The 23,532-nt window shown below is 72.6% G+C and carries 23 protein-coding genes; 6 read left to right on the top strand and 17 right to left on the bottom strand.

The annotated features are described in order from the left end of the window. Window positions 1-87 precede the first annotated feature (87 nt). A complete protein-coding gene (locus BM085_RS14240; RefSeq protein ID WP_093887479.1) occupies window positions 88-1,323 on the bottom strand; it encodes a multidrug effflux MFS transporter in 1,236 nt (411 codons plus the stop codon). A gap of 403 nt (window positions 1,324-1,726) precedes the next feature. Between BM085_RS14240 and BM085_RS14235 the strand changes: the two genes are divergently transcribed. The 4 genes from BM085_RS14235 to BM085_RS14220 all read left to right on the top strand — a co-directional run bounded on the left by BM085_RS14235 (window position 1,727) and on the right by BM085_RS14220 (window position 5,982). After that, window positions 1,727-2,635, top strand: a complete 909-nt coding sequence (locus BM085_RS14235) for an ABC transporter ATP-binding protein (protein WP_093887631.1) — start codon at window positions 1,727-1,729, stop codon at window positions 2,633-2,635. A 94-nt stretch (window positions 2,636-2,729) separates the two neighbouring features. Further along, window positions 2,730-3,446, top strand: coding sequence for an ABC transporter permease (locus BM085_RS14230; RefSeq protein WP_093887630.1), 717 nt, complete (start codon window positions 2,730-2,732; stop codon window positions 3,444-3,446). Between the two features lie 81 nt (window positions 3,447-3,527). Continuing rightward, window positions 3,528-4,973 carry a glycosyltransferase family 39 protein gene (locus BM085_RS14225; protein WP_093887478.1) on the top strand — a complete coding sequence of 482 codons (1,446 nt, stop codon included), beginning with the start codon at window positions 3,528-3,530 and terminating at the stop codon, window positions 4,971-4,973. A gap of 91 nt (window positions 4,974-5,064) precedes the next feature. Beyond that, window positions 5,065-5,982 (top strand): EamA family transporter, encoded by a 918-nt coding sequence (locus BM085_RS14220; protein WP_177245104.1) that lies wholly within the window; start codon window positions 5,065-5,067, stop codon window positions 5,980-5,982. Window positions 5,983-5,995: 13 nt separating this feature from the next. Here BM085_RS14220 and BM085_RS14215 read toward each other — a convergent pair whose 3' ends face one another. The 14 genes from BM085_RS14215 to BM085_RS14150 all read right to left on the bottom strand — a co-directional run bounded on the left by BM085_RS14215 (window position 5,996) and on the right by BM085_RS14150 (window position 19,566). Then, on the bottom strand, window positions 5,996-6,676 hold the full coding sequence (locus BM085_RS14215; protein WP_093887477.1) for a GntR family transcriptional regulator: 681 nt from the start codon (window positions 6,674-6,676) through the stop codon (window positions 5,996-5,998). 11 nt (window positions 6,677-6,687) lie between these two features. Beyond that, complete coding sequence (locus tag BM085_RS14210; protein WP_093887476.1) at window positions 6,688-7,614, bottom strand: ornithine cyclodeaminase family protein; 927 nt, start codon at window positions 7,612-7,614, stop codon at window positions 6,688-6,690. After that, on the bottom strand, window positions 7,611-8,627 hold the full coding sequence (locus tag BM085_RS14205; protein ID WP_093887475.1) for a proline racemase family protein: 1,017 nt from the start codon (window positions 8,625-8,627) through the stop codon (window positions 7,611-7,613). The genes BM085_RS14210 and BM085_RS14205 overlap by 4 nt, the downstream gene beginning before the upstream one ends. 26 nt (window positions 8,628-8,653) lie before the next feature. Further along, window positions 8,654-9,361 (bottom strand): ABC transporter ATP-binding protein, encoded by a 708-nt coding sequence (locus BM085_RS14200; protein WP_093887474.1) that lies wholly within the window; start codon window positions 9,359-9,361, stop codon window positions 8,654-8,656. Continuing rightward, window positions 9,354-10,121, bottom strand: a complete 768-nt coding sequence (locus BM085_RS14195) for an ABC transporter ATP-binding protein (protein ID WP_031167110.1) — start codon at window positions 10,119-10,121, stop codon at window positions 9,354-9,356. The genes BM085_RS14200 and BM085_RS14195 overlap by 8 nt, the downstream gene beginning before the upstream one ends. Further along, on the bottom strand, window positions 10,118-11,083 hold the full coding sequence (locus tag BM085_RS14190) for a branched-chain amino acid ABC transporter permease (RefSeq protein ID WP_093887473.1): 966 nt from the start codon (window positions 11,081-11,083) through the stop codon (window positions 10,118-10,120). Before BM085_RS14190 ends, BM085_RS14195 begins: the two co-directional genes overlap by 4 nt. Beyond that, complete coding sequence (locus BM085_RS14185; RefSeq protein WP_093887472.1) at window positions 11,080-11,973, bottom strand: branched-chain amino acid ABC transporter permease; 894 nt, start codon at window positions 11,971-11,973, stop codon at window positions 11,080-11,082. The genes BM085_RS14190 and BM085_RS14185 overlap by 4 nt, the downstream gene beginning before the upstream one ends. After that, the gene (locus tag BM085_RS14180; protein WP_093887471.1) at window positions 11,970-13,139 is read right to left on the bottom strand and encodes a branched-chain amino acid ABC transporter substrate-binding protein; all 1,170 of its coding nucleotides are present in this window, start codon (window positions 13,137-13,139) and stop codon (window positions 11,970-11,972) included. The genes BM085_RS14185 and BM085_RS14180 overlap by 4 nt, the downstream gene beginning before the upstream one ends. A gap of 168 nt (window positions 13,140-13,307) precedes the next feature. Beyond that, a complete protein-coding gene (locus tag BM085_RS14175) occupies window positions 13,308-14,690 on the bottom strand; it encodes an aldehyde dehydrogenase family protein (protein ID WP_245789331.1) in 1,383 nt (460 codons plus the stop codon). A 5-nt stretch (window positions 14,691-14,695) separates the two neighbouring features. Next, a complete protein-coding gene (locus BM085_RS14170; protein WP_093887469.1) occupies window positions 14,696-15,697 on the bottom strand; it encodes a proline racemase family protein in 1,002 nt (333 codons plus the stop codon). A 96-nt stretch (window positions 15,698-15,793) separates the two neighbouring features. Continuing rightward, on the bottom strand, window positions 15,794-16,687 hold the full coding sequence (locus BM085_RS14165) for a dihydrodipicolinate synthase family protein (protein WP_093887468.1): 894 nt from the start codon (window positions 16,685-16,687) through the stop codon (window positions 15,794-15,796). A gap of 4 nt (window positions 16,688-16,691) precedes the next feature. Further along, entirely contained in the window at window positions 16,692-18,065 is a 1,374-nt protein-coding gene (locus BM085_RS14160; RefSeq protein ID WP_093887467.1) for an FAD/NAD(P)-dependent oxidoreductase, read from the bottom strand. Continuing rightward, the gene (locus BM085_RS14155) at window positions 18,062-18,430 is read right to left on the bottom strand and encodes a (2Fe-2S)-binding protein (protein WP_051865150.1); all 369 of its coding nucleotides are present in this window, start codon (window positions 18,428-18,430) and stop codon (window positions 18,062-18,064) included. Before BM085_RS14155 ends, BM085_RS14160 begins: the two co-directional genes overlap by 4 nt. Next, on the bottom strand, window positions 18,427-19,566 hold the full coding sequence (locus tag BM085_RS14150) for an NAD(P)/FAD-dependent oxidoreductase (RefSeq protein ID WP_093887466.1): 1,140 nt from the start codon (window positions 19,564-19,566) through the stop codon (window positions 18,427-18,429). Before BM085_RS14150 ends, BM085_RS14155 begins: the two co-directional genes overlap by 4 nt. A gap of 209 nt (window positions 19,567-19,775) precedes the next feature. On the opposite strand from BM085_RS14150, the gene BM085_RS14145 reads away from it, so the two are divergent. Beyond that, window positions 19,776-20,765, top strand: coding sequence for a COX15/CtaA family protein (locus tag BM085_RS14145; RefSeq protein ID WP_093887465.1), 990 nt, complete (start codon window positions 19,776-19,778; stop codon window positions 20,763-20,765). A 15-nt stretch (window positions 20,766-20,780) separates the two neighbouring features. Then, a complete protein-coding gene (locus BM085_RS14140) occupies window positions 20,781-21,113 on the top strand; it encodes an ElyC/SanA/YdcF family protein (RefSeq protein ID WP_093887464.1) in 333 nt (110 codons plus the stop codon). Window positions 21,114-21,117: 4 nt separating this feature from the next. On the opposite strand, the gene BM085_RS14135 is transcribed toward BM085_RS14140, so the two are convergent. Both BM085_RS14135 and BM085_RS14130 read right to left on the bottom strand, forming a co-directional pair. Beyond that, complete coding sequence (locus BM085_RS14135) at window positions 21,118-22,335, bottom strand: PrsW family intramembrane metalloprotease (RefSeq protein ID WP_177245103.1); 1,218 nt, start codon at window positions 22,333-22,335, stop codon at window positions 21,118-21,120. 167 nt (window positions 22,336-22,502) lie between these two features. After that, complete coding sequence (locus BM085_RS14130; RefSeq protein WP_093887462.1) at window positions 22,503-23,456, bottom strand: heme o synthase; 954 nt, start codon at window positions 23,454-23,456, stop codon at window positions 22,503-22,505. Window positions 23,457-23,532 lie beyond the last annotated feature (76 nt).

Below are 23,532 nucleotides of genomic sequence, written 5' to 3'. Positions count from 1 at the left end.
CAACATCAGTGTGGCGTAATTCCTTCCCCGCATACAAACCGATGGGCGGTCCAGCCGAATGCGGTTTGTCACGCAGGCAAGCCTTACCTAACCTGCGGGAACGTCCTTCGCGGGCTTCCGCAGGCCGACGAAGGCGACGAGCGAGGCGAGGGTGAGCCCGGCCAGGACGACGGCCATCGGCAGCGCCGAGTCCTCCCCGCCCAGCCCGACCAGCGGCGCCGCGAGCGCGCCGATGGCGAACTGCAGCACTCCGGTCAGCGCCGAGGCGCTCCCCGCCACCTGCTGGGGCTGGCCGGCCAGCGCGAGCGCGCCGGCGCCCGGCAGGACGAATCCGGCCCCGCACATCATCACGAACAGCCCGGCGATCAGGACGGCGAGGGGCAGCCCGAGCAGCACGGCGGCCAGCAGTGCCACCACCCCGGCCACGGAGATGAACAGCCCGATGAGGATCAGCCGCGCCGGAGCCACCCTGCCCCCGGCGAGACGGCCGCCGATCTGCGCGGTGACGGTCAGGCCGATCGCGTTCAGCGCGAACACCATCGAGAAGGTCTGCGGCGAGGCGCCGTACACCTGCTGGAGCACGAACGGCGAGCCGGAGATGTAGGCGAACATGCCGCCGAAGCCGAGCCCGCCGGCCAGCGCGCTGGCCATGAAGCACCGGTTGCGCAGCAGGTGCCCGAAGGTGACGAGGGTGTGCCGGAGGCCGCCGCTCTCCCGCCGTTCGCGGGGAAGCGTCTCGCGCACCCCGAACAGGGCGGCGGCCAGCAGCAGCAGTCCGGCGACGCTCAGCGAGACGAACACGCCGCGCCAGGAGGTGTGCTCCAGCAGCTGCGCGCCCGCGATCGGGGCCAGGATCGGCGCGAGACCGCTGACGAGCATGAGGGTGGCGAAGATACGGGCGATGGCCGCCCCCTCGTACAGGTCGCGGACGACCGCACGGACGATCACCAGCGCGGCGCCGCCCGCCACGCCCTGCAGCAGACGGAAGCCGACCAGCCCGTAGACGGAAGGGGAGAACGCGCACAGCAGGGAGGCCACGGCGTAGGCGGCGATGCCGATCAGCAGCGGCATCCGCCGGCCGCGCACGTCGCTGAGCGGCCCGGCGACGACCTGTCCGACGGAGAGGCCGATGAGGCAGGAGGTCAGGGTGAGCTGCACCTGGGCCTGTCCCGTGCCCATCTCCCCGGCGATGGCGGGGAACGCGGGCAGATACATGTCGATCGAGAGCGGGCCGATGGCCGACAGCGCCCCCAGGACGAGCAGTAGCAGTCCTCTGCGCCGCGTGACCGGCGCGACCTCCGGCTCGGCGACCGCCGCGGTCATATCAGATCCCCTTTACCTTCACAGGCCACAGTGAGCCCATGAGGGCCAGGGGTTTCCAACCGCAATCAGGTCACGCAAATTCCCATGTTTAGGAAACTCCACAAAAAAGATCTACCTGCCCCGGAAGGGCGTCGTGGGGTCACTCTCGCGCCCGGCCCGGCGGGACCGTGCCGTGCCCATGCCCGCGGCCCGTCAGCCGGGCGGGGGCGCGCCGTTCGGACACGCCGAACCTCCTCACGTCGTGATCCGGGACACACGCAGCGTCACATGGGCGGCTTGGGCCGCCCGGTGGGCGATCAGGGGGCTCGGCGGGATCCGCCCGACGCCTTTCACCGGGCAGGGGAGGCTCCGGGCGGCAGGTCCGGGAACGTGACCGTCCGGCGCAGTCCCTAAACTCGTGGCCATGGAATCCCCAGCCGTCGAGATCATCGATCTGGTCAAGAGATACGGCCGATCGACGGCGATCGACGGCCTCAGCCTCAGTGCCACCCGTGGCGCGGTCACCGCGATCCTCGGGCCCAACGGCGCGGGCAAGACCTCGACGGTCGAGATCTGCGAGGGATTCCGCCGAGCCGACGGCGGCATCGTGAAGGTGCTCGGGCTCGACCCCTCCCGCCCGGAGCTCCGGGCGAGGGTCGGGGTGATGCTCCAGGCCGGGGGCGTGCCCCCGGCGATGCGCTGCGGTGAGTGGCTGCGCCTGATGTCCCGCTTCCACGCCCACCCGCTGGACCCGGCGGCGCTGCTGGAGCGGCTCGGGCTGACCGGGCACGCCCGCACGCCGTACCGCAGGCTCTCCGGCGGCCAGCAGCAGCGCGTGTCGCTGGCCTCGGCCGTCATCGGCCGCCCCGAGCTGGTCTTCCTCGACGAGCCGACCGCGGGGCTGGACCCCCAGGCCCGGCACGCGTGCTGGGAGCTGGTCGGCGACCTGCGCGCCTGCGGTGTCTCGGTGGTGCTCACCACCCACCACATGGACGAGGCGGAGAAGCTCTCCGACCGGGTCGTGATCATCGACCACGGCAAGGTGGTGGCCGAGGGCACGCCGTCCTCGCTCACCGGCGCCGAGCGGCAGCTCCGCTTCCGCGCCCGGCCGGGGCTCACCCTGGACGAGCTGCTCACCGCCCTGCCCGCCGGCAGCGCGGCCAAGGAGTCGCCGTCGGGGCACTACATCATCGAGGGACAGGTCGGCCCCGAGCTGCTGGCGACCGTGACGGCCTGGTGCGCCGCCGAGGGCGTCACCGCCGACGACCTCAGCATCGAGCGCCGCACCCTGGAAGACGTCTTCCTGGAGCTGACCGGCCGGGAGCTCCGATGACCCCTCGCCGAGCACGGCCCGCGCCAGACCGCAGGAGAGCACAGTGACGACCCTGGACCTGACCCCCGCCCCGGGGGCCGCGCCGCTGCCCCGGATGGTGCTGGCGCAGACGGGCGCGGAGATCCGGGCGATGCTCCGCAACGGCGAGCAGCTCCTGCTCACGATGATCATCCCGGTGCTGCTGCTCGTCGGGTTCTCCGCCGCGCCGCTGGTGGACGTCGGCGGCGGCCCCCGGGTGAACTTCATCGCCCCCGGCGTGCTCGCGCTGGCGGTGATGTCGACGGCCTTCACCGGGCAGGCCATCGCGACCGGTTTCGAGCGCCGCTACGGCGTGCTGAAGCGGCTGGGCGCGACCCCGCTGTCACGGACCGGGCTGATGCTGGCCAAGACGCTCGCGGTGGTGGCCGTGGAGGTCATCCAGGTGGCCGTCATCAGCGGGGTGGCGCTCGCCCTGGGCTGGCGCCCGGCGGGCTCCCCGCTGGCCGCGCTCCCGCTGATCCTGCTGGGCACCGCCGCGTTCAGCGGGCTCGGCCTGCTGATGGCGGGCACCCTGCGCGCCGAGGCCACCCTCGCCGGGGCCAACCTGGTCTACCTGGTCCTGCTCGGCTGCGGCGGTGTGATCTTCCCCATGTCGAAGTTCCCCGACTCGGTGCAGCCGGTGCTCGAACTGCTGCCGATCTCCGCCCTGACCGGCGGGCTCCGCTCGGTCCTGACCGAGGGCGCCGGCCTGCCGGTGGCCGCGGCGGCGATCCTGGCGGGGTGGGCGGCGGTCTCACTTCTCATCACCTCCCGGACGTTCCGCTGGGAGTGAGCGGAAAGTTTTGGCATCCCGCGGACAGTCATTACCCGGACGCGCCATCCGGAATGATCAAGGACCCTTAGCATCCCCTGAGTGATCATCACCGGAGCGCGCGCTCCGCGGCCACCGGCGGCACGGCGGACGGGACCGTTCTGGCCGAGTCCGGCCGCGGGCCTCGCCGCGACGATCGTCGCCGTCGCCGGCTCGTCGAGGGTCTCCCAGTCGTCGGACGAGCTGGCCACCCTCAGCGCGGCCCGCCGGAGCGCGGCGGGCCTGTGGGAGCTCGCGCAGCACGTCGACGGGCACTTCCTGCCCTACTACGCGTTCATGCACCTGTGGGCGGGGTTCGGACAGGCCGAGTGGTGGCTGCGCCTGCCCTCGGCGGTCGCGACGGGCGCGGCGGCCGCGCTCATCGCCGGCCTGGGACGGCGCCTGCACTCCCCGTCCGCCGGGGTGACGGCCGCCGCCGTGTACGTGTTCCTGCCGTCGGTCTCCCATCACGGGCAGAACGTCCGCCCCTACGCCTTCGCGGCCGCCGCCGCGGTGCTGGCCGCCTGGGCGCTGCACCGCGCGATCGAGGAACCGGGACGGCGCGGCGGCCGGTGGGGATACGCCGCGGCCGTCGCCCTGCTCGGCTGCACGCAGGTGTTCGCCCTGCTCGTGCTGGCCGCCCACGTGCTCGCCCTGGCACTGCACGGCCGGGGCGCCCTGGCCAGGATGCTGCCCGCCCTGGCCGTGGGATGCGTTCCGGGAGCCGTCTGGGCGGTGGTCGGCTTCACCGAGCGGCACGCCATCAGGTGGATCGACATGCCGGGGCCGGCGGTCTTCCTGGCCCTGCCCAGGACGGTCGGGGGCACCGTGCCGGCGGGCTGCGTCCTGCTGGCCCTCGCGCCGGCCGCCCTGCTCCTGCTGCGGCGGGACCGCGCCCACCGGCTCTGGACCACGCTGCTGGCCGGCTGGGCCCTGCTGCCGCCCGTCCTGCTGTTCGCCCTGTCCCACCTGCTCTCCCCCGTCTACGTCGACCGCTACCTGTTCGCGACGGTGCCCGCCTACGCGCTGCTGGCCGGTCTCGCGCTCGCCTCGATGCCCCGCCTGCTCGCCGTGCTCGCCCTGACGACCGTCCTGACCGCCGGACTCCCCGGGCAACTGGCCGTCCGCCGCGAGGACGGGCACCGCGAGAACTTCCCCCTCGCGGTGCGGATCATCTCGGCCGACGCCCGCCCCGGTGACGCGATCATGTACAACGGGTCGTGGCTGCGGACCGGAATGCTCTACTACGGCGGGCGGAGCCTGCCCGACGACGTGCTGCTCACCGGCGCCCGTCCCCGGCCGGACTCCTTCGACTACCCGGAGCGCACCGACGTCACCGCCGTCCTCGACGGGCGCGAGCGGGTCTGGGTACTCTGGCGCGGGAAGCGCGGGAGCGCGAGCTCGGGAAGCGACAGGCCCGGCGCGCTGGTCCGGGCGGGGTTCACCCGGGACCGGTCGTGGCAGGTGGGACGGGCGCCCGGCATGACCGTGGCCCTCTACACCCGGTAGGCCGATCTCGCATCGCGGACGTCTTTTCCGGGGGCCACGCCGCGCTTAGTAAGGTGTGAAAGACCGTGTAGCCCCTGGCATGAGGAGTCTGATGACCGCCGAAGCCCTGCCCGGGCCCGCCGAGCCGTACAAGCCGGGGCTGCCCAGGCCGGGAGCGTTGCTGAGGGCCGCCTCCGACGCCATCCCGCCGTCCGGCCTGGTGCTGCTGGCGATCCTGTCGGTCCAGGTGGGCGCGGGCTTCGCCAAGGACCTCTTCTCCCAGTTGCCGCCCAGCGCGGTGGTGTTCCTGCGGATCGCGATGGGCGCGCTCATCATGGGGGTGGTCGCCCGGCCCCGGCTGAAGGGGCTGACCCGCGTGGACGTCGGGCTGGGGGTGGCCTTCGGCGTGACGCTGGGTGTGATGAACCTGTCGTTCTACGAGGCACTGGCCCGGCTGCCCATGGGCATCGCGGTGGCGATCGAGTTCCTCGGGCCGCTCGGGGTCGCGGTGGCCGCCTCGCGCCGCCGCCTGGACCTGCTCTGGGTCGCGCTGGCCGGTTCGGGCGTGGTACTGCTGGCGCCCTGGGGGACGGCGGCCTCGCGCATCAGCTGGGCCGGGATCGGATTCGCCCTGGTAGCGGCGGTCTGCTGGGCGGGCTACATCCTGCTCTCGGCCGCCGTGGGCCAGCGCTTCCCCGGCACGACCGGCCTGTCCTTCGCGATGATCGTGTCGTTCCTGCTGATCGCCCCCGTGGGGATCGGCACCGGCGGCGCCGACCTGCTCCAGCCCGAGCTGCTGCTGATCGGGCTCGGGGTGGGCCTGCTGTCGTCGGTCATCCCCTACTCGATCGAGCTGGAGGCCCTGCGCAGGATGCCGAAGCAGGTGTTCGGCATCCTGATGAGCCTGGAGCCGGCGGTGGCCGCGATGGTCGGCCTGCTCGTGCTGGGCGAGGTGCTCGACGTGCGCGAATGGGCCGCGATCGGCTGCGTGGTCGTCGCCAGCGTGGGCGCGACCCGCGCCCGCCGCTGAAACCGGGGGCCGGCTACTCCGGCTTGCTGGCCCAGATGCCCCGCACATGCTGGATGTGGTTGCGCATCAGCCGCTCGGAACCGCCGGCGTCTCCCGCGGAGAGCAGGTCGAGCAGGTCGAGGTGCTCGCGGGCGGAGTCGACCAGCCCACCGCGCGCCGACAGCGCGGACAGGCCGTACAGGCGGGCCCGCTTGCGCAGGTCGCGCACCACCTCCACCAGGTGCGCGTTGCCCGCCAGTGCGAGGAGCTCCACGTGGAAGCGGATGTCGGCGTCCACGTAGGCGAGCAGGTCGCCGCGCTCGGCCGCGGCGACGATCTGCTGAGCCACCGGGCGGAGCAGATCGAAGCTGTCCGCGCGGGCCCGGTCGGCCAGCCGCGCCACCGTGGGCACCTCGATGAGCCGGCGGATCTCGGTGAGCTCGTCCAGGTCGCGGTCGGACAGCTCGGTGACCCGGAAGCCCTTGTTGCGCACCGCCTCGACCAGGCCCTCCTTGGCCAGGTCGAGCATCGCCTCGCGCACGGGCGTCGCCGAGACGCCGAACTGGGCGGCCAGCACCGGCGCCGAGTAGACCACCCCCGGCCGCATCTCACCGGTGATCAGGGCTGCCCGCAGCGCGTGGGCCACCTGCTCCCGCAGGCTCTGCCGCTCGCCCACGACCGGCAGGTCGAGCCGGTCCTCCGCCGAAGGAGCCATTCCCGCGCCTCTCATCTCACTCGCATCCACGCCTCGTAGGCGGCGGCCGCCACCACCAGGTCCTCCCACGCCATGCCCACGCTCTTGAACAGCCGGGGCCCCGGACCGCGAGGCACCGCGCCGGCGACCAGCTCCCCGAGGTTACCGGCGAGGTTACCAATGGTGATCGTACCGTTCCGCAACGGGATGATCAGGTCTCCCGCCTCGGCGAGAGCGGCACTGCGGGCTTCGACGACCACCGTGGCACGCGCGACGAGATCGTCGTCGACCTCCCGGGCATCCGGCTCGTGGGAGCCGACCGCGACCACGGTCGCGTCATCCCGGGTGAGCCTACCGTCGAACAGGGGAGTCCTGGCGGTCGTACAGCAGGCGATCAGGTCGGCCTGTCCGGGATCGGCCACCGTAGCGGCCCGCAGGCCCTCGGCGGCGCACCGGGCGGCGAAGGCACGGGCCTTCGCCGCGTCCCGGGCGATCACGCTCACCCGCTCCACCGGCCGGACCGCGCGGAAGGCCTCCACGTGCCCCCACGCCTGCGGTCCCGTGCCGAACACCGCCATCTCCGAGGCGCCGGGCTCGGCCAGATGCCGTACGGCCAGCGCGGAGACGGCGGGGGTGCGCAGCGAGGTGAGCGCGACGCCGTCCATCATGGCCAGCGGAGCCAGGCTCTCGCCGTCCATCAGCAGGTAGGCGCCCTGGATCCGCGGCAGTCCGCGCGAGGGGTTGGCCGGGGCCACCCCGGCCACCTTGATCCCCACGTGACGGCCCCACGCGGCGGGCATCAGCAGCAGCTGCCCGGCGGGTACCTCCACGACGGGCCGCCGCGGGGTGTCCTCGGGGTCGAGCCCCGCCAGCAGCGCGTCCTGGAGCGCCTGCACGGCCCGCGCCATCGGCACCAGCTCGCGCAGGGTCTCCCCGTCCAGGTAGGGCAGCGCGCTCACCGGAGGGTGAACCCGGTGCCGACGGGGTCGCGCGGGTCCAGAGTGAACCGGTGCTCCCCGGTGCGGTAGGCCATGCCCTCCACCTCGGGGACGATCCCCTCCTCGGTCACCTCGGCCACCCGGGCCCGGAAGGAGGTCCCCACGATGCCCTCGTGGACGAGCGTGCCGGTGAAGCCGTCGGCGTGCAGCAGCGCCAGCCGGGCGGCCGTGCCCGAGCCGCACGGCGAGCGGTCCACCTCGCCGTCGGCGAAGACGGTGACGTTGCGCTGGTGGCCGGGGCCCAGCTCGTCGTAGAAGATGACGCCGTAGATCCCCGACAGCCGGTCGTCGCCCGGGTGCCGGGAGGCGGGGTGACCGGCCAGGGCCGCCTTCACCGCCCGGCCGAGCGCGATCAGCTCGGTGAGGTGCTCGGGCGCCACGCTCAGCCCGAACGCCGCGGCCGGGACCGAGGCGTAGATGGCTCCGCCGTAGGAGACGTCGGCCCTGACGCCGGCGAGCCGGCCGATCCCGGAGCCCGCGGCGGGCGCGTCCGGGCCGGTCCCGGCGAGCGGGCCCAGCTCGACGTCTCGCGCGAGCACGTAGGACGGCACGTTCCGGAACGTGACGGCCTCGACCCGGCCCTCCACGCAGCGGACCCGGGCCGTCACCCTGCCGGACGGGACGTCGACGACGACGTCGGTCTCCCCGTCCGGATCGGCCCGGACCAGGCCGCTGTCCACGGCGTAGACCCCGAGCGCGATGGTGCCGTGGCCGCAGGCGGTGGAGTAGCCGTCCTTGTGCCAGAACAGCACGCCGAGATCGGCTCCCTCGTCGTCCGGCGGGACGAGGAAGCAGCCGTACATGTCGGCGTGCCCCCGCGGCTCGTGGCAGAGCAGCCGCCGCACCCCGTCGATCTCCGGGGCCGCCGCCGACTCGCGGCGCTCCAGGACCGTGCCGCCGGGGATGTCGGGCACGCCGGAGGCGACGATCCGGAACGGCTCGCCGCCGGTGTGGTAGTCGATCGTGTGAACCATCGTTCCCCCTCCTGTCATAGTCCGCCTCACACTCCGCCGAGGTAGGCCTCGACCACCCGGGGGTCCTCGCGCAGGCCGGCCGCGGGGCCGTCCAGCACGCACTCGCCGTTCTCGATCACGTAACCGCGGTGAGCGATCTTGAGCGCGGCGGTGGCGTTCTGCTCGACGAGCAGCACCGAGGTGCCCTCGGCGTTGATCCCGGCGATCAGCTCCATCACCGAGGCGACCACCAGCGGGGCCAGGCCCATGGAGGGCTCGTCGAGCAGCAGCAGCCGGGGCCCGGTCACCAGGGCCCGGCCGATGGCGAGCATCTGCTGCTCGCCGCCGGACAGCGTGCCGCCCTGCTGGGCGCGCCGCTCGGCCAGGCGGGGCAGCAGCTCGTAGACGCGCTCGATCCGCTTGCGGATCTCGGCCTGGTCGCGGACCAGGTAGCCGCCGAGCTGCAGGTTCTCGTGCACGGTGAGGGTGCTGAAGACCCTGCGGCCCTCGGGGACGTGCACCAGGCCGCGTTCGGCGATCTTGTGGGGTCTGTCCCTGGTGATGTCCCGCCCGTCGAAGACGACCTTCCCGGCGGTGGAGCGCACCAGGCCGGAGACCGCCGACAGCGTGGTGGTCTTGCCCGCGCCGTTGTTGCCCAGCAGGGCGACGATCTCCCCCGGCGCGATGGTCAGGGACAGGCCGCGCAGGGCGTGCACACCGCCGTAGTGGACGTCCAGTCCGTGGATCTCAAGCATGGGCGTCACTCCCGAGGTAGGCCTCGATGACGGCCGGGTTCCGGCGGACGTCCTCCGGGCGGCCGTCGGCGATCTCCTTGCCGAAGTTGAGCACGACCACGCGTTCGGAGACCTCCATGACCAGGCCCATGTCGTGTTCGATGAGCACGATCGCCACGCCCAGCGCCTGGATCCGCCGGATCAGGTCGAGCATCTCGGCCTTCTCCCCGTGGTTGAGCCCGGCGGCGGGCTCGTCCAGCAGCAGCAGGTCGGGGCGGCGGGCCAGGGCCCTGGCGATCTCCGTGAGGCGTTGCTCGCCGTAGGGCAGGTTGCGGGCCTCGCTGTAGCGGTCGCCGCTCAGGCCGACGAAGTCCAGCCAGTGGTGGGCCTGCTCGGTGCACTCGCGTTCGGAGCGGCGGTAGCGGGGGGTGTGCAGCAGGGCGTCGAACACGCTCTGCTTGAGCCACAGGTGCGATCCGGCCCGCACGTTGTCCAGGACCGACAGCTCGCCGAACAGGCGCAGGTTCTGGAAGGTGCGCGCGACGCCGAGGCCCGCGATGGCGGACGGCCTCAGCCCGGGAAGGTCCTTGCCCCGCAGGGTGATCCGGCCCGAGGTGGGACGGTAGAAGCCGGTGACGCAGTTGAAGGCCGACGTCTTGCCCGCGCCGTTGGGGCCGATGACGGAGACGATCTCCGCCTCGCCCACCGAGAACGTGAGCCCGTCGATGGCCAGCAGTCCGCCGAAGGACAGGCGCAGGTCCTCCACGCTCAGCAGGCTCACGAGACCTCCTTGGATCGGGCGGGCCACAGCCCCTGCGGGCGCAGGATCATGACCGCGATGAGGAGGACGCCGAAGATGAAGAACCGGTAGTCGGCGAGGTCGCGCAGGATCTCCGGCAGGATGCTGATCACGACGGCGCCGATGACGACGCCGGGGATCGAGCCCATGCCGCCCAGCACGACCGCCATCAGGACCAGCGCGGACTGCAGGAAGGTGAAGCTGGTCGGGGAGATCGCCGACAGCTGCGCGGCGAACAGGACTCCGGCCAGGCCGCCCCAGACCGCTCCGGCGATGTAGGCGGCGAGCTTGACCCGGTAGGTGTGCACGCCCATGGCCTCGGCGGCGTCCTCGTCCTCGCGGACGAACCGCCAGGCCCGGCCGAGCCGGGAGCGGCCCAGGCGGGCCGCGCCGAGGACGGCCAGGGAGACGACCACCACGGTCACGTAGTAGAAGACCACCGGGCTGTCGGTCAGGTGCGGGATGCCGTAGATGCCCGAGGGCCCGCCGGTGACGTCCAGGTTGTTCGCGGTGATCCGGATGATCTCGCCGAAGCCGAGGGTGACGATGGCGAGGTAGTCGCTGCGGAGCCGGAGGGTGGGCGCGCCGATGATGATCCCGGCGATGACCGTGACCACGATGACGGCCGGCACGGTGACCAGCAGCGGCAGGTCGAGGCGGGTGGACAGCACCCCGCTGGTGTAGGCGCCGACCGCGAAGAAGGCGACGTAGCCGAGGTCGAGCAGGCCGCAGTAGCCGACCACGATGTTCAGCCCGGCCGCGAGCATCACGAAGATGGCCGCGCTGGTCATGACCGACAGCGCGTAGCCGCTGGCGTTGACGAACGGCGCCAGGAGCGCGATCAGCAGGCCGGCGATCCCGGCCCACCTGTTCTGCAGCAGTTTCGAGGCACGGGTCGGGGGCTTGGCGTTGCCGACCCGGCGGACCTTCGTCGTGCCGGTCATACCCGCTCCGTCACACGTTCGCCGAGCAGGCCCGTGGGCCGCACGGTCAGGAACAGGATCAGCACCCCGAAGGCGAACACGTCGCGCCACTCGCCGCCCAGCCAGAACGTGCCGAACGACTCCAGCAGCCCGAGCAGCAGTCCGCCGAGCATGGTGCCGGGGATGTTGCCGATGCCGCCGATGACGGCCGCGGTGAAGGCCTTGAGCCCGATCAGGAAGCCCATCAGGAAGTCGATCTTCCCGTAGTAGGCCCCCGCCATCACCCCGGCGGCCCCGGCGAGGGCCGAGCCGATGAAGAAGGTCCGGGAGATGACCGCGTTCACGTCGATGCCCATCAGCGAGCTGGTACGCGGGTCGAGGGCGATGGCCCGCATGGCCCGGCCCTCGCGGGTCCTGGTGATCAGCAGGTTGAGCCCGATCATGAGGACGACGGCCACCCCGACCAGGACGAGCTGCTGCAGGGTCAGCCGGGCTCCGAGCACCTCCACGGAGGTGCCGCCGAGCCGTACCGGGTAGACCCGCGGGTCGGCCCCGGCGGCGGCGCGCATGCCGTACTCCAGGGCGAAGGACGCGCCGACCGCGGTGATGAGCAGGGAGAGCCGGGGCGCGCGGCGCAGTGGCCGGTAGGCGACCCGTTCCAGTGCCACCCCGGCCAGGCCGGTGAGGACCATGGTCGCCAGGAGCACCACGAGCAGCAGCGGCAGGGCCATCGAGGAGGACACGCCGCCGACCGCGCCGAGGATGGCGAAGCCGACGAACGCGCCGAGCATGTACAGGTCGCCGTGGGCGAAGTTGAGCAGCTTGATGATCCCGTAGACCATGCTGTAGCCCAGCGCCACCAGGGCGTAGAACGAGCCGACGAACAGGCCGTTCCAGACGAGCTGTGTCATTTGAGAGAGTCCTGCAGAGTGATCTTGCCGTCCTTGACGACGAGAATCTGGAAGCCGCCGTTGGACAGCGTGTGCTCGGGGGTGAACTTCAGCGGCCCGGAGAACATCGAGAACCCGTCGATCGCCTCCAGCGCGGAGACGACCTTGGCGCCGTCGGTGCCGCCCGCCTTGGTGACGGCCTCGGCGGCCAGCCGCACGGCGTCGTAGGCCTGGTTGGAGTAGGGGCCGGGGTCGGCGTTGTACTTCTTCTTGTAGGCCGCGATCCAGCCCTCGGCGCCTTCGAGCGTGTCGGGGGTCTGGGTCATCGTGGCGTAGACGCCCTCGGCGGCCTCGGCCCCGGCGATCTCGACCAGCTTGGGCGAGACCGAGCCGTCTCCGACCATGATGGAGCCCTTGTACCCGGCCTGGCGGAGCTGGCGGGCGATCAGGCCGCCCTCCTGGAAGTAGCCGGTCCAGTAGACGAAGTCGGGCTTCTTGGCCAGCACGTTGGTGATGTTGGCGCTGTAGTCGCTCTCCTTGGGCGTGACCGTCTCGACGAGCACGGCCTCGGCGTCGCCGGGGGCGTCGAGCAGCGCCTTGGTGCGCAGCGCGATGTCCTTGGAGTAGCTGGTGTTGTCGTGCATCAGCACGACGCTCTTGGCGCCCTGCTTGGCGATCCACTTCTCCGCCGCCCCGGCCTGCTGGGAGCCGGTGCCGTTGATCAGGAAGACGTGCTTGAGCTTCTGGTCGACCAGCTCCTGGGAGTTGGCGGCCGGAATGATCATCGGGATGTTAGCCTTGCCGAAGATGGGCAGGGTGGGAAGCGTGGCGCCGGAGCAGTATCCTCCGACCGAGATGTCCACGCCTTCGGTGACCAGTTTGTTGGCTCCGGCCGCCGCCGACTGGGCGTCGCAGGCGTCGTCGGCGGTCTTCAGCTCCAGCTTGCGGCCGAGGACTCCGCCCTTGGCGTTGATCTCGTCGAGCGCCAGCTGTGCCGCGTTGCTCATATAGGGACCGATGGCGGCCTCGCTGCCCGACTGGGGGATCAGCATGCCGAGGACGATCGGGTCGTTCGCGGTGGCGGCCTTGTCGCCGTCGTCGCCGCCGAGCAGGCCCTGACCACATCCGGTGGCCAGGAGGCCGACGACGGCCAGCGAAGCGAAGGACTTCAGGGGGATGGCGCGCATTTGCGGCTCCTCACAAATAATGATATGTGACATTGCACTAGGTGTGGAATGTCCACGTCAAGGGCCGAAACAAGACCGTTAAACTTCACACATCTTTGATCTTCCCGTGGTGCGCATATGCGAAGGGGCACCCCCGGGCGGGGATGCCCCTTCACGGACGGCGGGCTCTCAGCCTGCCGGGCTTATGGTGACGGTGTGGGTCGAGGTGTAGAAGTCCTGGGCCGCCTTGCCCTGCTCCCGGCCTCCGTAGCTGGAGTCCTTCTCCCCGCCGAACGGCAGGTAGAAGTCCACGCCGCTGGTCGGGGCGTTCACCTTGACCAGGCCGGTGTCCAGCCGCGCGCCGAGGTCCAGGGCCCGGTCCAGGTCGCTGGTGTAGACGGCCGAGGCCAGGCCGTACCGGACGCCGTTGGCCAGCGCCACCGCCTCGTCCGCCGAGGCGGCGTCCTGGACCACGCAGATCGGCCCGAAGACCTCCTCGCAGGCCAGCGGGTGGCCGGCCGGCAGGCCGTCCACGAGCGTCGGCTCCACATACCAGCCGCCGAGCCCGCCCTCCTGAAGGCTGTGCACGGCGCGGCCCCCGGTCAGGATCCGGCCGCCCGCGGCGACCGCGCCCGCCGCCGCGTCCACGACCCGGTCGCGGGCCGCCTCGTCGATCAGCGGGCCGACGGCCGTGCCGGGGTCGGACGGGTCGCCGAAGCCGAGCTTGGCCACCGCCGCGAGCACGGCCTCGCGGACCTCGTCGCCGTTGCCGACCGTGATGATCCGCTTGGTGGCCGTGCACTTCTGCCCGGCGAAGCCCATCGCCGCCGCCGCGATCTGGGCGGCCGCGGCCTCCAGATTGGCGTCCGGCAGCACGATGCTGGCGTTCTGCCCGCCCATCTCGGCCTGCACCGGCACACCACGCCGTACGGCGGCCTCGCGCACCAGCGCGCCCACGGCGGCGGAGCCGGTGAAGGAGACCACGTCGGCGGCCTCCACCAGCGCGGCGCCCTCCTCCGCGTCGCCGGGCACGACCTGGAACTCGTTGAGGTTCAGCAGCTCGGCCAGGCGCAGCGCGCACGCCAGCGCCTGCGGGGCGGGCTTGAGCACGACCGTGTTGCCGAACGCCAACGCGGGCGCGGCCTTCCACAGCGGGATGGCCAGCGGGAAGTTCCACGGTGTGATCAGGCCGGCGACGCCGAGCGGCCGCCGCCGGGTGAAGAGCAGTCCCGCGCCCGACGGCTCGTGGACCGCGCCGACCGGGTCGAACACCTGCTGGGCGTAGTAGCGCAGGATCGACACCGAGCGGGCGACCTCGCCGCGCGCCTCGGTCACCGGTTTGCCGACCTCGCGGACCACCAGGGCGGCCAGCTCGTCGGCCGCCCCCTCCACGGCGTCGGCGGCCCGCGCCAGGGCCGTGGCCCGCGCGGCGGCGTTCCTTGACGCCCAGTCGTGCTGTACGGCCTGCGCCAGCCGGACCGCGGCCTGGACGCCCGCCTCCCCCGCCGCGGGGAAGGAGGCGACCAGGTCGGCCGGGTTGTGCGGGGAACGGCTCTCGATCAGATTGATCACGTGTGTCAAAGCAGGAAACCTTCGGGGAACGGGTCACGGGGGTCGAGGAAGTACTGGGCGGTGCCGGTGACCCATGCCCGCCCGGTGATGGTCGGAACCACCGCGGGCAGACCGGCCACCTCCGTCTCCTCGACGAGCCGGCCGACGAACCGCGTGCCGATGAACGACTCGTTGACGAAGTCGGCGCCGAGGGGGAGCTCGCCCCGGGCGTGAAGCTGGGCCATCCGGGCGCTGGTGCCGGTGCCGCAGGGCGAGCGGTCGAACCAGCCGGGATGGATGGCCATCGCGTGCCGGGAGTGGCGGGCGTCGGAGCCGGGGGCGGTGAACTGCACGTGGTGGCAGCCGCGGATGCCCGCGTCCAGCGGGTGGACGGGCTCGTCCTGCCCGTTGATCGCGTCCATGATCGCCAGGCCCGCGTCGAGGATCGGCTGCTTGTGCGCCCGGTCGAACGGCAGGCCGACCGACTCGATCGGCAGGATCGCGTAGTAGTTGCCGCCGTAGGCCAGGTCGTAGGCGACCTCGCCGATGCCGGGCACCTTGACGGTGCGGTCCAGGCCGGCGCTGAAGGAGGGCACGTTGGTGATGGTCACCGCGGTGGCGGCGCCGTCCTCGACCCGCACCTCGGCGACGACCAGCCCGGCGGGGGTGTCCAGCCGGATGGTGGTGACCGGCTCGACCACCTCGACCATCCCGGTCTCCACCAGGACGGTGGCGACGCCGATGGTGCCGTGGCCGCACATCGGCAGGCAGCCGGAGACCTCGATGTAGAGCACGCCGTAGTCGGCGTCGGGCCGGGTCGGCGGCTGCAGGATGGCCCCGCTCATCGCCGAGTGACCGCGCGGCTCGTACATGAGCAGGGTCCGGATGTGGTCCATCTCGGCCAGGAAGTGCTCGCGGCGCTCGGCCATGGTCGAGCCGGGGATGACTCCCACTCCCCCGGTGATCACCCGGGTGGGCATGCCCTCGGTGTGGGAGTCCACCGCGTGGAAGACCCGTTTCGTCCTCATTGATACTCCTCGCAGGGGGTGAGCTGCCTTTCGGCCCCGTGGCCGGCCGCACTCAATGGTGCGCCCGGCCACGGAGTGCGGACGACCGGCCCGCGGTTACCGCAGGCCCTCGGCCAGGGCCTTCTCGGTGGCGGCGCGGACGAGGGCCTCCTCCTCGGCGACCAGCGGCAGCCGCGGCGGCCGGCACGGGCCGCCCTTCCGCCCGGCCAGGTCCATGGAGAGCTTGATGGCCTGCACGAACACGGTCTTGGAGTCCCAGCGCAGCAGCGGGTGCAGCGCGCGGTAGAGCGGGAGCGCGGTGGTCAGGTCCCCGGCCAGGGCCGCCTTGTACAGGGCCACGCTGGACTCGGGCAGCGCGTTGGGGTAGCCGGCCACCCAGCCGACCGCGCCGGCCAGGGCCATCTCCAGCAGCACGTCGTCGGAGCCCACCAGCAGGTCCAGCTCCGGGGCGAGCTCGGCGATCTCATAGGACCGGCGGACGTCGCCGGTGAACTCCTTGACCGCCACGATCAGGCCCTCGGCGTGCAGCCGGGCCAGCAGCGCCGGGGTGAGGTCGACCTTGGTGTCGAGGGGGTTGTTGTAGGCCACCACCGGCACGCCGGCCTTGGCCACCTCGCGGTAGTGCTCCACCACGATCCGCTCGTCGGCCCGGTAGGCGTTCGGCGGGAGCAGCATCACCGCCTGGCAGCCGGCGTCGCGCGCCTGCTCGGCCCAGCGGCGGGCCTCGCCCGCCCCGTAGGCGGCGATCCCCGGCATGATCCGGTCGCCGCCGATGGCCGCCACCGCGGTCTCCACGACCTTGGCCCGCTCCTCGGGCGTCAGGGTCTGGTACTCCCCCAGCGAGCCGTTCGGCACCACGCCGTCACAGCCACCCGCGACCAGCCATCGGCAGTGCTCCGCGTAGGCGTCGAAGTCGACCGAGAGGTCCTCACGGAGAGGCAGCGCGGTGGCCACCATCACGCCGCGCCAGGGTTTCACACGGGTCGTCATTGAATCATCCTTCCAAGGGGGATCGGGTCGGCGCGGCGAGGTCGCCCAGCCGGATGGGCTGGGCGATCGGGCGCCGGGGTGCCGCGGGATCCTCGCCGGCGAGGCATGCCACGGCGTAGCCGCACATACGGCCCTGGCACCAGCCCATTCCGGGGCGGGCCAGCAGTTTGACGGAGCGCGCGTCGGTGGCGCCCAGGTCCTGGGCCTCGCGTACGGCCGACAGGGGCACCTCCTCGCAGCGGCAGACCAGCGTGTCGTCACGGAGCCACCCCTGCCAGCCCGGCCGTACCGGGTAGGCCTCCAGCAGCGCCTTCGCGAAGGCGGCCAGGCGCTCCCTGCGCCGGGACAGGCGGGGCAGGGGCGGGACGCGCCGGCCCAGGTCCGCGGCGGCGCTCCGGCCCGCGATGCGCCCCTCGACCTCGGCCAGCACGGCTCCGCCGACACCGGTGGACTCCCCCGCCGCGTAGACGCCGGGCACGCTGGTGCGCAGCCCCCCGTCCACGGTGACGACGGGGCTGCCGTCGGCGTCGGCGCGGGTGGCGCAGCCGAGCTGGACCGGCAGTTCGAGCTGGGGGACGAAGCCGTAGCCGTAGGCGAGGGTGTCGCACTCGACGGTCCTCGTCGAGACCGGCCTCCAGGCGGAGTCCAGCCTCGCCACGGTGACGTGGGTCAGCGCGTCCTCGCCGTGCGCCGCGATCACCGCGTGGCGGCCGCGGTAGGGCACCCGGTGCCGGGCCAGGGTCGCGCCGTACCCGAGGGCCTCACCGGCCTTGCCCGCGGCGAGCAGCGGGTGCCTGGCGAGCCCGAGCCGGCCGTTGGCCTCGTAGACGCCGCGCACGTCCGCGCCCGCCCCGGCCAGACCGGCGGCGACCGGGAGCAGGAAGGGGCCGGTCCCGGCGACCACGACCTTCCGGCCCGCCACGACGAGGTTGCCCTTGAGCAGGGCCTGCGCGCCGCCGGCGGTCAGCACGCCGGGCAGGTCCCAGCCGGGGAACGGCAGGGGCCGGTCGTGGGCGCCGGTGGCGATCAGCAGCCCGCGCGCGGTGACCGTGCGGGGCCGCTCCTCGCGGTCCCCCTCAAGGCACCGTACGGTCACCGTCCCCTCGGCGCGCTCCACCGCCCAGACCTTGTGGCCGAGCAGCACGTCGGCGCGGGCGCGCAGCGTCTCCCACTGCCGGGTGAACCCGTCCAGGCCGTGGTGGAGGGCCCCGGGCGCCTGGGCGTTGAAGCCCTGCGGCAGGTGCCGGAAGTACTGGCCTCCGGGCCTGGGCGCGGCGTCGATCAGCACGACGTCCAGCCCGGCGAAGGAGGCGGTGAGCGCGCCGGCCACTCCGGCCGGGCCCGCGCCGATGACGGCGAGATCGTAGCGGGGCTTCACCGGCCGTTCACCGTCTTCCCGCCGTCCGTCCCGTGGCCGCCGCCGTCCCCGGGCCGGCCGCCCGGCCCGTCCTGTCCGGCTCGCGCGCCGGTGCTCACCCGGTCTCCGGGGCGGGCCTCCGTCAGGCAGGCCCGCAGGGACGGGCTGCCGTTGACCGTGACCAGGCAGTCGAAGCAGACGCCGATGCCGCAGAACAGCCCGCGCGGGCGGGCGCCGATCCTGGTGGTGCGCCACGACCGGATGCCCGCGCCGTGCAGGGCCGCGCCGATGGTCTGGCCGGGGATCACCGGGACGGGGGCGCCGTCCACGCTGATCTCGAACTCCGGCTCTGGCCGCGCTCGCACGAGGTCGTACGGCTGGTTCATCGGCGCTCCTCGAAGCGGTCCGGGCGGAAGGGCGTGAGGTCGAGGTCGGGGCGGTGACCGGCCAGCGTCTGGGCGATCAGGTGGCCGGTGGCGGGCGCCAGGCCGATGCCCGCGCCCTCGTGGCCGCAGGCGTGGTGGAGGCCGGGGGCCCGGGGGTCCTCGCCGATGACCGGCAGGTGGTCGGGGCAGTAGGGCCGGAAGCCGCAGTAGGCCCGGATCGCCCGGCGGTCGGCCAGCGCCGGGAACAGCTCGACGGCCTGGCGGGCGAGGCGTTCCAGCACCGGCACCGAGACCGTGCGGTCGAAGCCGACGCGCTCGCGGCTCGCGCCGATGAGCACCGGCCCCGAGGGGGTCCCCTCCACGACGGCGGACGTCTCCAGGCCCTCCGAGTCGCTGGCCACGTTGGTGACATAGGCGGCGGTGTAGACCTTGTGCCTGATCAGCGGCTCGTCGAAGGGCTCGGTGACCAGGATGAAGCCGCGCCTGGGCAGGACCGGGACGTGCACGCCGGCCATGGCGGCCACCTCGCCGCCCCAGGTCCCGGCGGCGTTGACGACGGCTCCCGCGAGGATGTCGCCGTGGTCGGTCGTGACGCCGCCGATCCGGTCGCCGTCGCGCAGGAAGCCGGTGACCGTGACGCCGGTGCGCAGCATCAGGGTGCCGCGGCCGAAGCGGTCGGCGCCCCGCCGGATCAGCCTGGCCGCCGCCAGCATGGGCTGGACCTGGGCGTCCTGCGGGTAGAACACGCCTCCGGCGAAGCCCTGGGCCAGGTGGGGCTCGTAGTCGTCGAGCCCGCCGGAGGGGACCACCGTGTGCTCGACCCCCTGCTTGCCCGCCAGGCCGGTGAGCGCCTCCAGCACCTCGCCGGTCTCGGCGACGACGAGGCCGCCCTTGGGCTCGAACTCGAAGCCGTCGAACTCCGCCAGCTCGCGCCAGAGGCCGTTGGAGAGCAGGGCGAGGTCGAGCTCGGGGCCCGGCTCCTTGTCGGAGACCAGGACGTTTCCCTCTCCCGCGCCGGTCGTGCCGCCCGCCACGGGCCCGCGGTCGACGACGACCACGTCCAGCCCTGCGCGCGCCGCGTAGTACGCGCACGCGGCCCCGACGACTCCGGCGCCGATCACCACGACGTCCGGCATGACTCACCTCACTCCCGCAACCTGACCCACCAGTACTATGTCACATACTGTTGCACGGATCAATCGGGCGCTCCCCGCCGTTCCGCCAGTTCAGCCGACCCATACCCGGCGGTACACCGCACAAGCCGTACCGACAGGGGCAGATCATCTCAGGGCGAGCGCATGGGCCCGCGACGGGACCGTCCCTCTCGCCGCCTAACATGTGAGCCGTGAAGCACCTCCTTGACCAGGCCCGTCGGCAGACCGTGAACCTGACGCGGTCCCTGTGGTCCCCCACGGCCGCCACCCTGCGCCGCTGGGCGCTGGTGGCGGTGGTGGTCAACGCCGGCATCACCGTGACCGGCGCGGCGGTCCGGGTCAGCAAGTCGGGACTGGGCTGCCCCACCTGGCCCAGGTGCACCCCCGACAGCTTCGTCCCGATCGCCCACGGCGAGATCTCCCCGATCAACATGGCCGTCGAGTTCGGCAACCGGCTGCTGACCTTCCTGGTCCTGGCCGTCGGCCTGGCCTGCCTGCTCGCCGCGGTGCGGCTGCTGCCCCGGCGCCGGGACCTGGTCCGGCTCGCCTGGCTGCAGCCGATCGGCGTGGCCGCGCAGGGGCTCTGGGGCGGCGTGGTCGTGCACAGCGTGCTCAACCCGTTCACCGTGGGCATGCACTTCCTGATCTCCATCGGCCTGATCGCCGCCTGCGTCGCCCTCTACGCCCGCTCGCGGGAGGGCGACGCGGCGCCGGAGCGGCTGGTCCGCCGCGACATCCGCACGCTCGGCTACGTGCTCACCGCCGCGGTCGCCGTCCTGCTCGTCGCGGGCGTGGTGGTGACCGGCACCGGACCGCACTCCGGAGACGAGATGGCCTCCCGGTTCCCGTTCGACATCGAGGTCGTGGCCAGGATCCACGCCGACGTCGTCTACGTCGTGGTCGGGCTCACCTTCGCCCTGCTGTTCGCACTGCGCGTGACCGGCGCGCCCGCTCCCGCGCGGCGGGCGGCGCTGACGCTGCTGTCCGTGGAGCTGGCGCAGGGGATCATCGGATACGTCCAGTACTTCCTGGCCGTGCCCGCGTTCCTGGTCGGCCTGCACGTGCTCGGCTCGACGCTGGTGTGGATCTGCACGCTGCGGGTGGTGTTCGCGATGCGGACACGGGGGCCGCTGGACGCCCAGACCGCCCGCGGGGACAGGCTCGACTCCGTCCCCGCATAGCCGGACAATGGCCGGATGCCGCTGTCACGCACGACCCTGCGCCGCTCCTACCAGGCGGCGGTGCTGCTGAGCGTGCTCGCCGTCGCCCCGCTGACCTGGGCGTGGCTGACCGTCGTCACCCAGGTCTTCCACCTGCCCAGGGCCGTCGCGCTGTGCCGTACGGCGGGCCTGGAGACCTTCGGCGTCGGCGACGACTCGGCCCGGCAGTGGGCCTCCACCTACTCCTACGCGGCCCGTGAGTTCGCCGCCTCGGCGAAGGGCTTCCTCGACTCGGTGGTCCTCGACGCCGCCCCCGTCTTCCCCGGGCCGCGCGAGACCACCCTCGACGACGCCCTGCGGGCCGGCTGAGCCCCTACCGGTAGGGCGGGTGCGGGCCGGCGCCCGGCGGAGGCTGCGGGGCGGGGCCGGGCGGGGCGTAGCCCTGGGCGGCCGGGGGCGCCTGCCCGGCCGGCACCGGGAAGTGGGCGCGGGCACCCGCCATGCACTCCAGCAGCGCGTGCTGCTCCTCGTTGAACGTGCGCTCACCGATCATGTGACGCCTGGCCCGCTCGTGGAGCAGGCCGAGCTCGGTGGCGGCGAGCTGGTAGTCGTTCATCGCCCGCAGCCCGGCCCGGCCGCCGTTCGTCCTGGCCCACTGCCTGGCCTGGCGGCGGCTCGGCAGCGAGGAGAGCATGGCGACGTCGTGCGGACCCACCAGCCCCGTCGCCTGGTAGGCGGGCAGATAGGTCTGGATGAGGGCGACGATGCGCTTGCGGTCGCGGAAGACGATCCCGATGAGGACGAAAAGCACGATCATCAGCAGCACGTAGGCGACGGCCAGGCCGCCGATGCCGACGTAGGAGGCGAAGCCGTTCCATATCCCGTGCAGCAGCATCGCGCCGATCCAGCCGGCCGCGATCACGACGACCCGCACCCGGCCCTGGCGCTGCGCGGCGTAGGCCACCGCGACCCCGATCATCGAGGTGAACAGCGGATGCGCGAACGGCGACAGGATCCCCCTGAGCACGACGGTCACCGCCAGCCCCTGCGCGCCCATGTCGTCGAGCGCGGCCACGTAGTAGCTGACGTTCTCGCTCATCGCGAAGCCGAGGCCGACCATGCTGGCGTAGATGATGCCGTCGGTGGGCCCGTCGAGCTCGGCCCGCTTGAACCTGAGCAGGCCCAGCAGGACCAGCCCCTTCATCGTCTCCTCGACCACGGGGGCGCCGAAGGTGGCGGCGATGTTGCGCGAGCTGTCATAGCCCAGCTGGACGGTGTTCTCGATGTAGACCAGGTTGAAGGAGTTGACCAGGCCCGCGATCAGGACCGCCACGCCCGCCCCCCAGGCGAACGCGAAGATCAGGTTGCTGCGCGGCTCCGGCTCCATGCGGTCCAGTGCGAGCACGGCGGCCAGCAGCACCGGAACCGGGGCCAGGGCGAGGGCCAGGGCGATGAAGAAGTAGACCGGATCACCGTTCAGCACGTCGAACGAGAACGACGCCAGCGCGCACAGACCGGTCACGACAAGACCGGCGATCAGTGCGACAGACGGGCGGTCCTTGAACACCCACCGAGGATCACGGCTTGCCATGTGGCAACCGTAACCGATCAAACACGACGTGTCCCCCCTCCCTCTCCCGCGGCCGGCGGCCACCCGGGGACACCGCCGTCGCGCGGATCGGGGGGCCGGGCGTCACGGACGCGGAGGAGGGCCGGGAAAGGGCGGGCCGCAGCGGGCGCATGCCGTACCTGGAGCGCTCAGACGAGCATCGAGTCGACGGCGACGGCGAGGAAGAGCAGCGCCAGGTAGGCGTTGGACCAGTGGAAGAAGCGCATCGGGCGCAGATCCACGCCGGTCTTGCCCGCGTTGACCCGGCCGAGCAGACGGTAGACCTCCCACAGGCAGGCGGCGCCGAGGACGACGGCCACGGCGGGATAGAGCAGGGTGGTCCCGGCGATCGGCCACAGCAGCAGCGAGCAGGCCACCGTCGCCCAGGTGTAGGCGATGCTCTCCAGCACCACGCGGCGCTCGGTGGCGACCACCGGGAGCATGGGGACCTTCGCCGCGGCGTAGTCCTCCTTGTAGCGCATGGCGAGGGTCCAGGTGTGCGGCGGGGTCCAGAAGAACACCACGCCGAACAGCACCACCGGGGCCCAGTCGAGGCCGCCCGTGACGCCGGCCCAGCCGATCAGCACCGGCATGCACCCCGCCAGGCCTCCCCACACCACGTTCTGGGAGGTCCGCCGCTTCAGGATCATCGAGTAGACGAGGACGTAGAACAGGTTCGCCGCCAGCGACAGGCCGGCCGCGAGCCAATTCACCGTCAAGCCCAGGCCAAGAGTCGACAGCACGCCGAGGACGACGCCGAAGATCAGCGCGTTGGCCGGCGGGACCTGGTCGCGGGCCAGCGGACGGCGCCGGGTACGGCGCATCGCGGCGTCGATGTCACGGTCGATGTAGCAGTTCAGCGCGTTCGCGCTGCCCGCCGACAGGGTGCCGAAGACCAGGGTGGAGACGGCGATCCACAGCGGTGGCAGGCCACGGGCTGCCAGGAACATCACCGGCAGCGTCGTGATCAGCAGCAGTTCGATGATCCGCGGCTTGGTGAGGGCGACGTAGGCCTTCACGACGTCGCCGAACGAGCGCGGCGTGACGGTGTCAGCCGTGCCCGTCGCGGACGGGGCCGTCGATTGCTTGTCGGTCAGCACCATCTAAGGCGCTTCCAGCACGTGCGGGGTCAACGCGTAACCTCTGATTAGAGCGAATCCGTGAATGCGGGCACCAGCC

Source organism: Streptosporangium canum (assembly GCF_900113865.1).
In the GTDB taxonomy this organism is placed as follows: domain Bacteria; phylum Actinomycetota; class Actinomycetes; order Streptosporangiales; family Streptosporangiaceae; genus Streptosporangium; species Streptosporangium canum.
This window is presented reverse-complemented; position numbering and strand designations above follow the sequence as displayed.

Coding starts and splice junctions, on each gene's coding strand:
- BM085_RS14130 (WP_093887462.1), bottom strand. CDS start 23,456: ATGGTGCTGACCGACAAGCAATCGACGGCCCCGTCCGCGACGGGCACG.
- BM085_RS14235 (WP_093887631.1), top strand. CDS start 1,727: ATGGAATCCCCAGCCGTCGAGATCATCGATCTGGTCAAGAGATACGGC.
- BM085_RS14165 (WP_093887468.1), bottom strand. CDS start 16,687: ATGACGACCCGTGTGAAACCCTGGCGCGGCGTGATGGTGGCCACCGCG.
- BM085_RS14230 (WP_093887630.1), top strand. CDS start 2,730: ATGGTGCTGGCGCAGACGGGCGCGGAGATCCGGGCGATGCTCCGCAAC.
- BM085_RS14220 (WP_177245104.1), top strand. CDS start 5,065: ATGACCGCCGAAGCCCTGCCCGGGCCCGCCGAGCCGTACAAGCCGGGG.
- BM085_RS14200 (WP_093887474.1), bottom strand. CDS start 9,361: ATGCTTGAGATCCACGGACTGGACGTCCACTACGGCGGTGTGCACGCC.
- BM085_RS14190 (WP_093887473.1), bottom strand. CDS start 11,083: ATGACCGGCACGACGAAGGTCCGCCGGGTCGGCAACGCCAAGCCCCCG.
- BM085_RS14170 (WP_093887469.1), bottom strand. CDS start 15,697: ATGAGGACGAAACGGGTCTTCCACGCGGTGGACTCCCACACCGAGGGC.
- BM085_RS14155 (WP_051865150.1), bottom strand. CDS start 18,430: ATGAACCAGCCGTACGACCTCGTGCGAGCGCGGCCAGAGCCGGAGTTC.
- BM085_RS14180 (WP_093887471.1), bottom strand. CDS start 13,139: ATGCGCGCCATCCCCCTGAAGTCCTTCGCTTCGCTGGCCGTCGTCGGC.
- BM085_RS14140 (WP_093887464.1), top strand. CDS start 20,781: ATGCCGCTGTCACGCACGACCCTGCGCCGCTCCTACCAGGCGGCGGTG.
- BM085_RS14240 (WP_093887479.1), bottom strand. CDS start 1,323: ATGACCGCGGCGGTCGCCGAGCCGGAGGTCGCGCCGGTCACGCGGCGC.
- BM085_RS14205 (WP_093887475.1), bottom strand. CDS start 8,627: ATGGTTCACACGATCGACTACCACACCGGCGGCGAGCCGTTCCGGATC.
- BM085_RS14135 (WP_177245103.1), bottom strand. CDS start 22,335: ATGGCAAGCCGTGATCCTCGGTGGGTGTTCAAGGACCGCCCGTCTGTC.
- BM085_RS14215 (WP_093887477.1), bottom strand. CDS start 6,676: ATGGCTCCTTCGGCGGAGGACCGGCTCGACCTGCCGGTCGTGGGCGAG.
- BM085_RS14150 (WP_093887466.1), bottom strand. CDS start 19,566: ATGCCGGACGTCGTGGTGATCGGCGCCGGAGTCGTCGGGGCCGCGTGC.
- BM085_RS14185 (WP_093887472.1), bottom strand. CDS start 11,973: ATGACACAGCTCGTCTGGAACGGCCTGTTCGTCGGCTCGTTCTACGCC.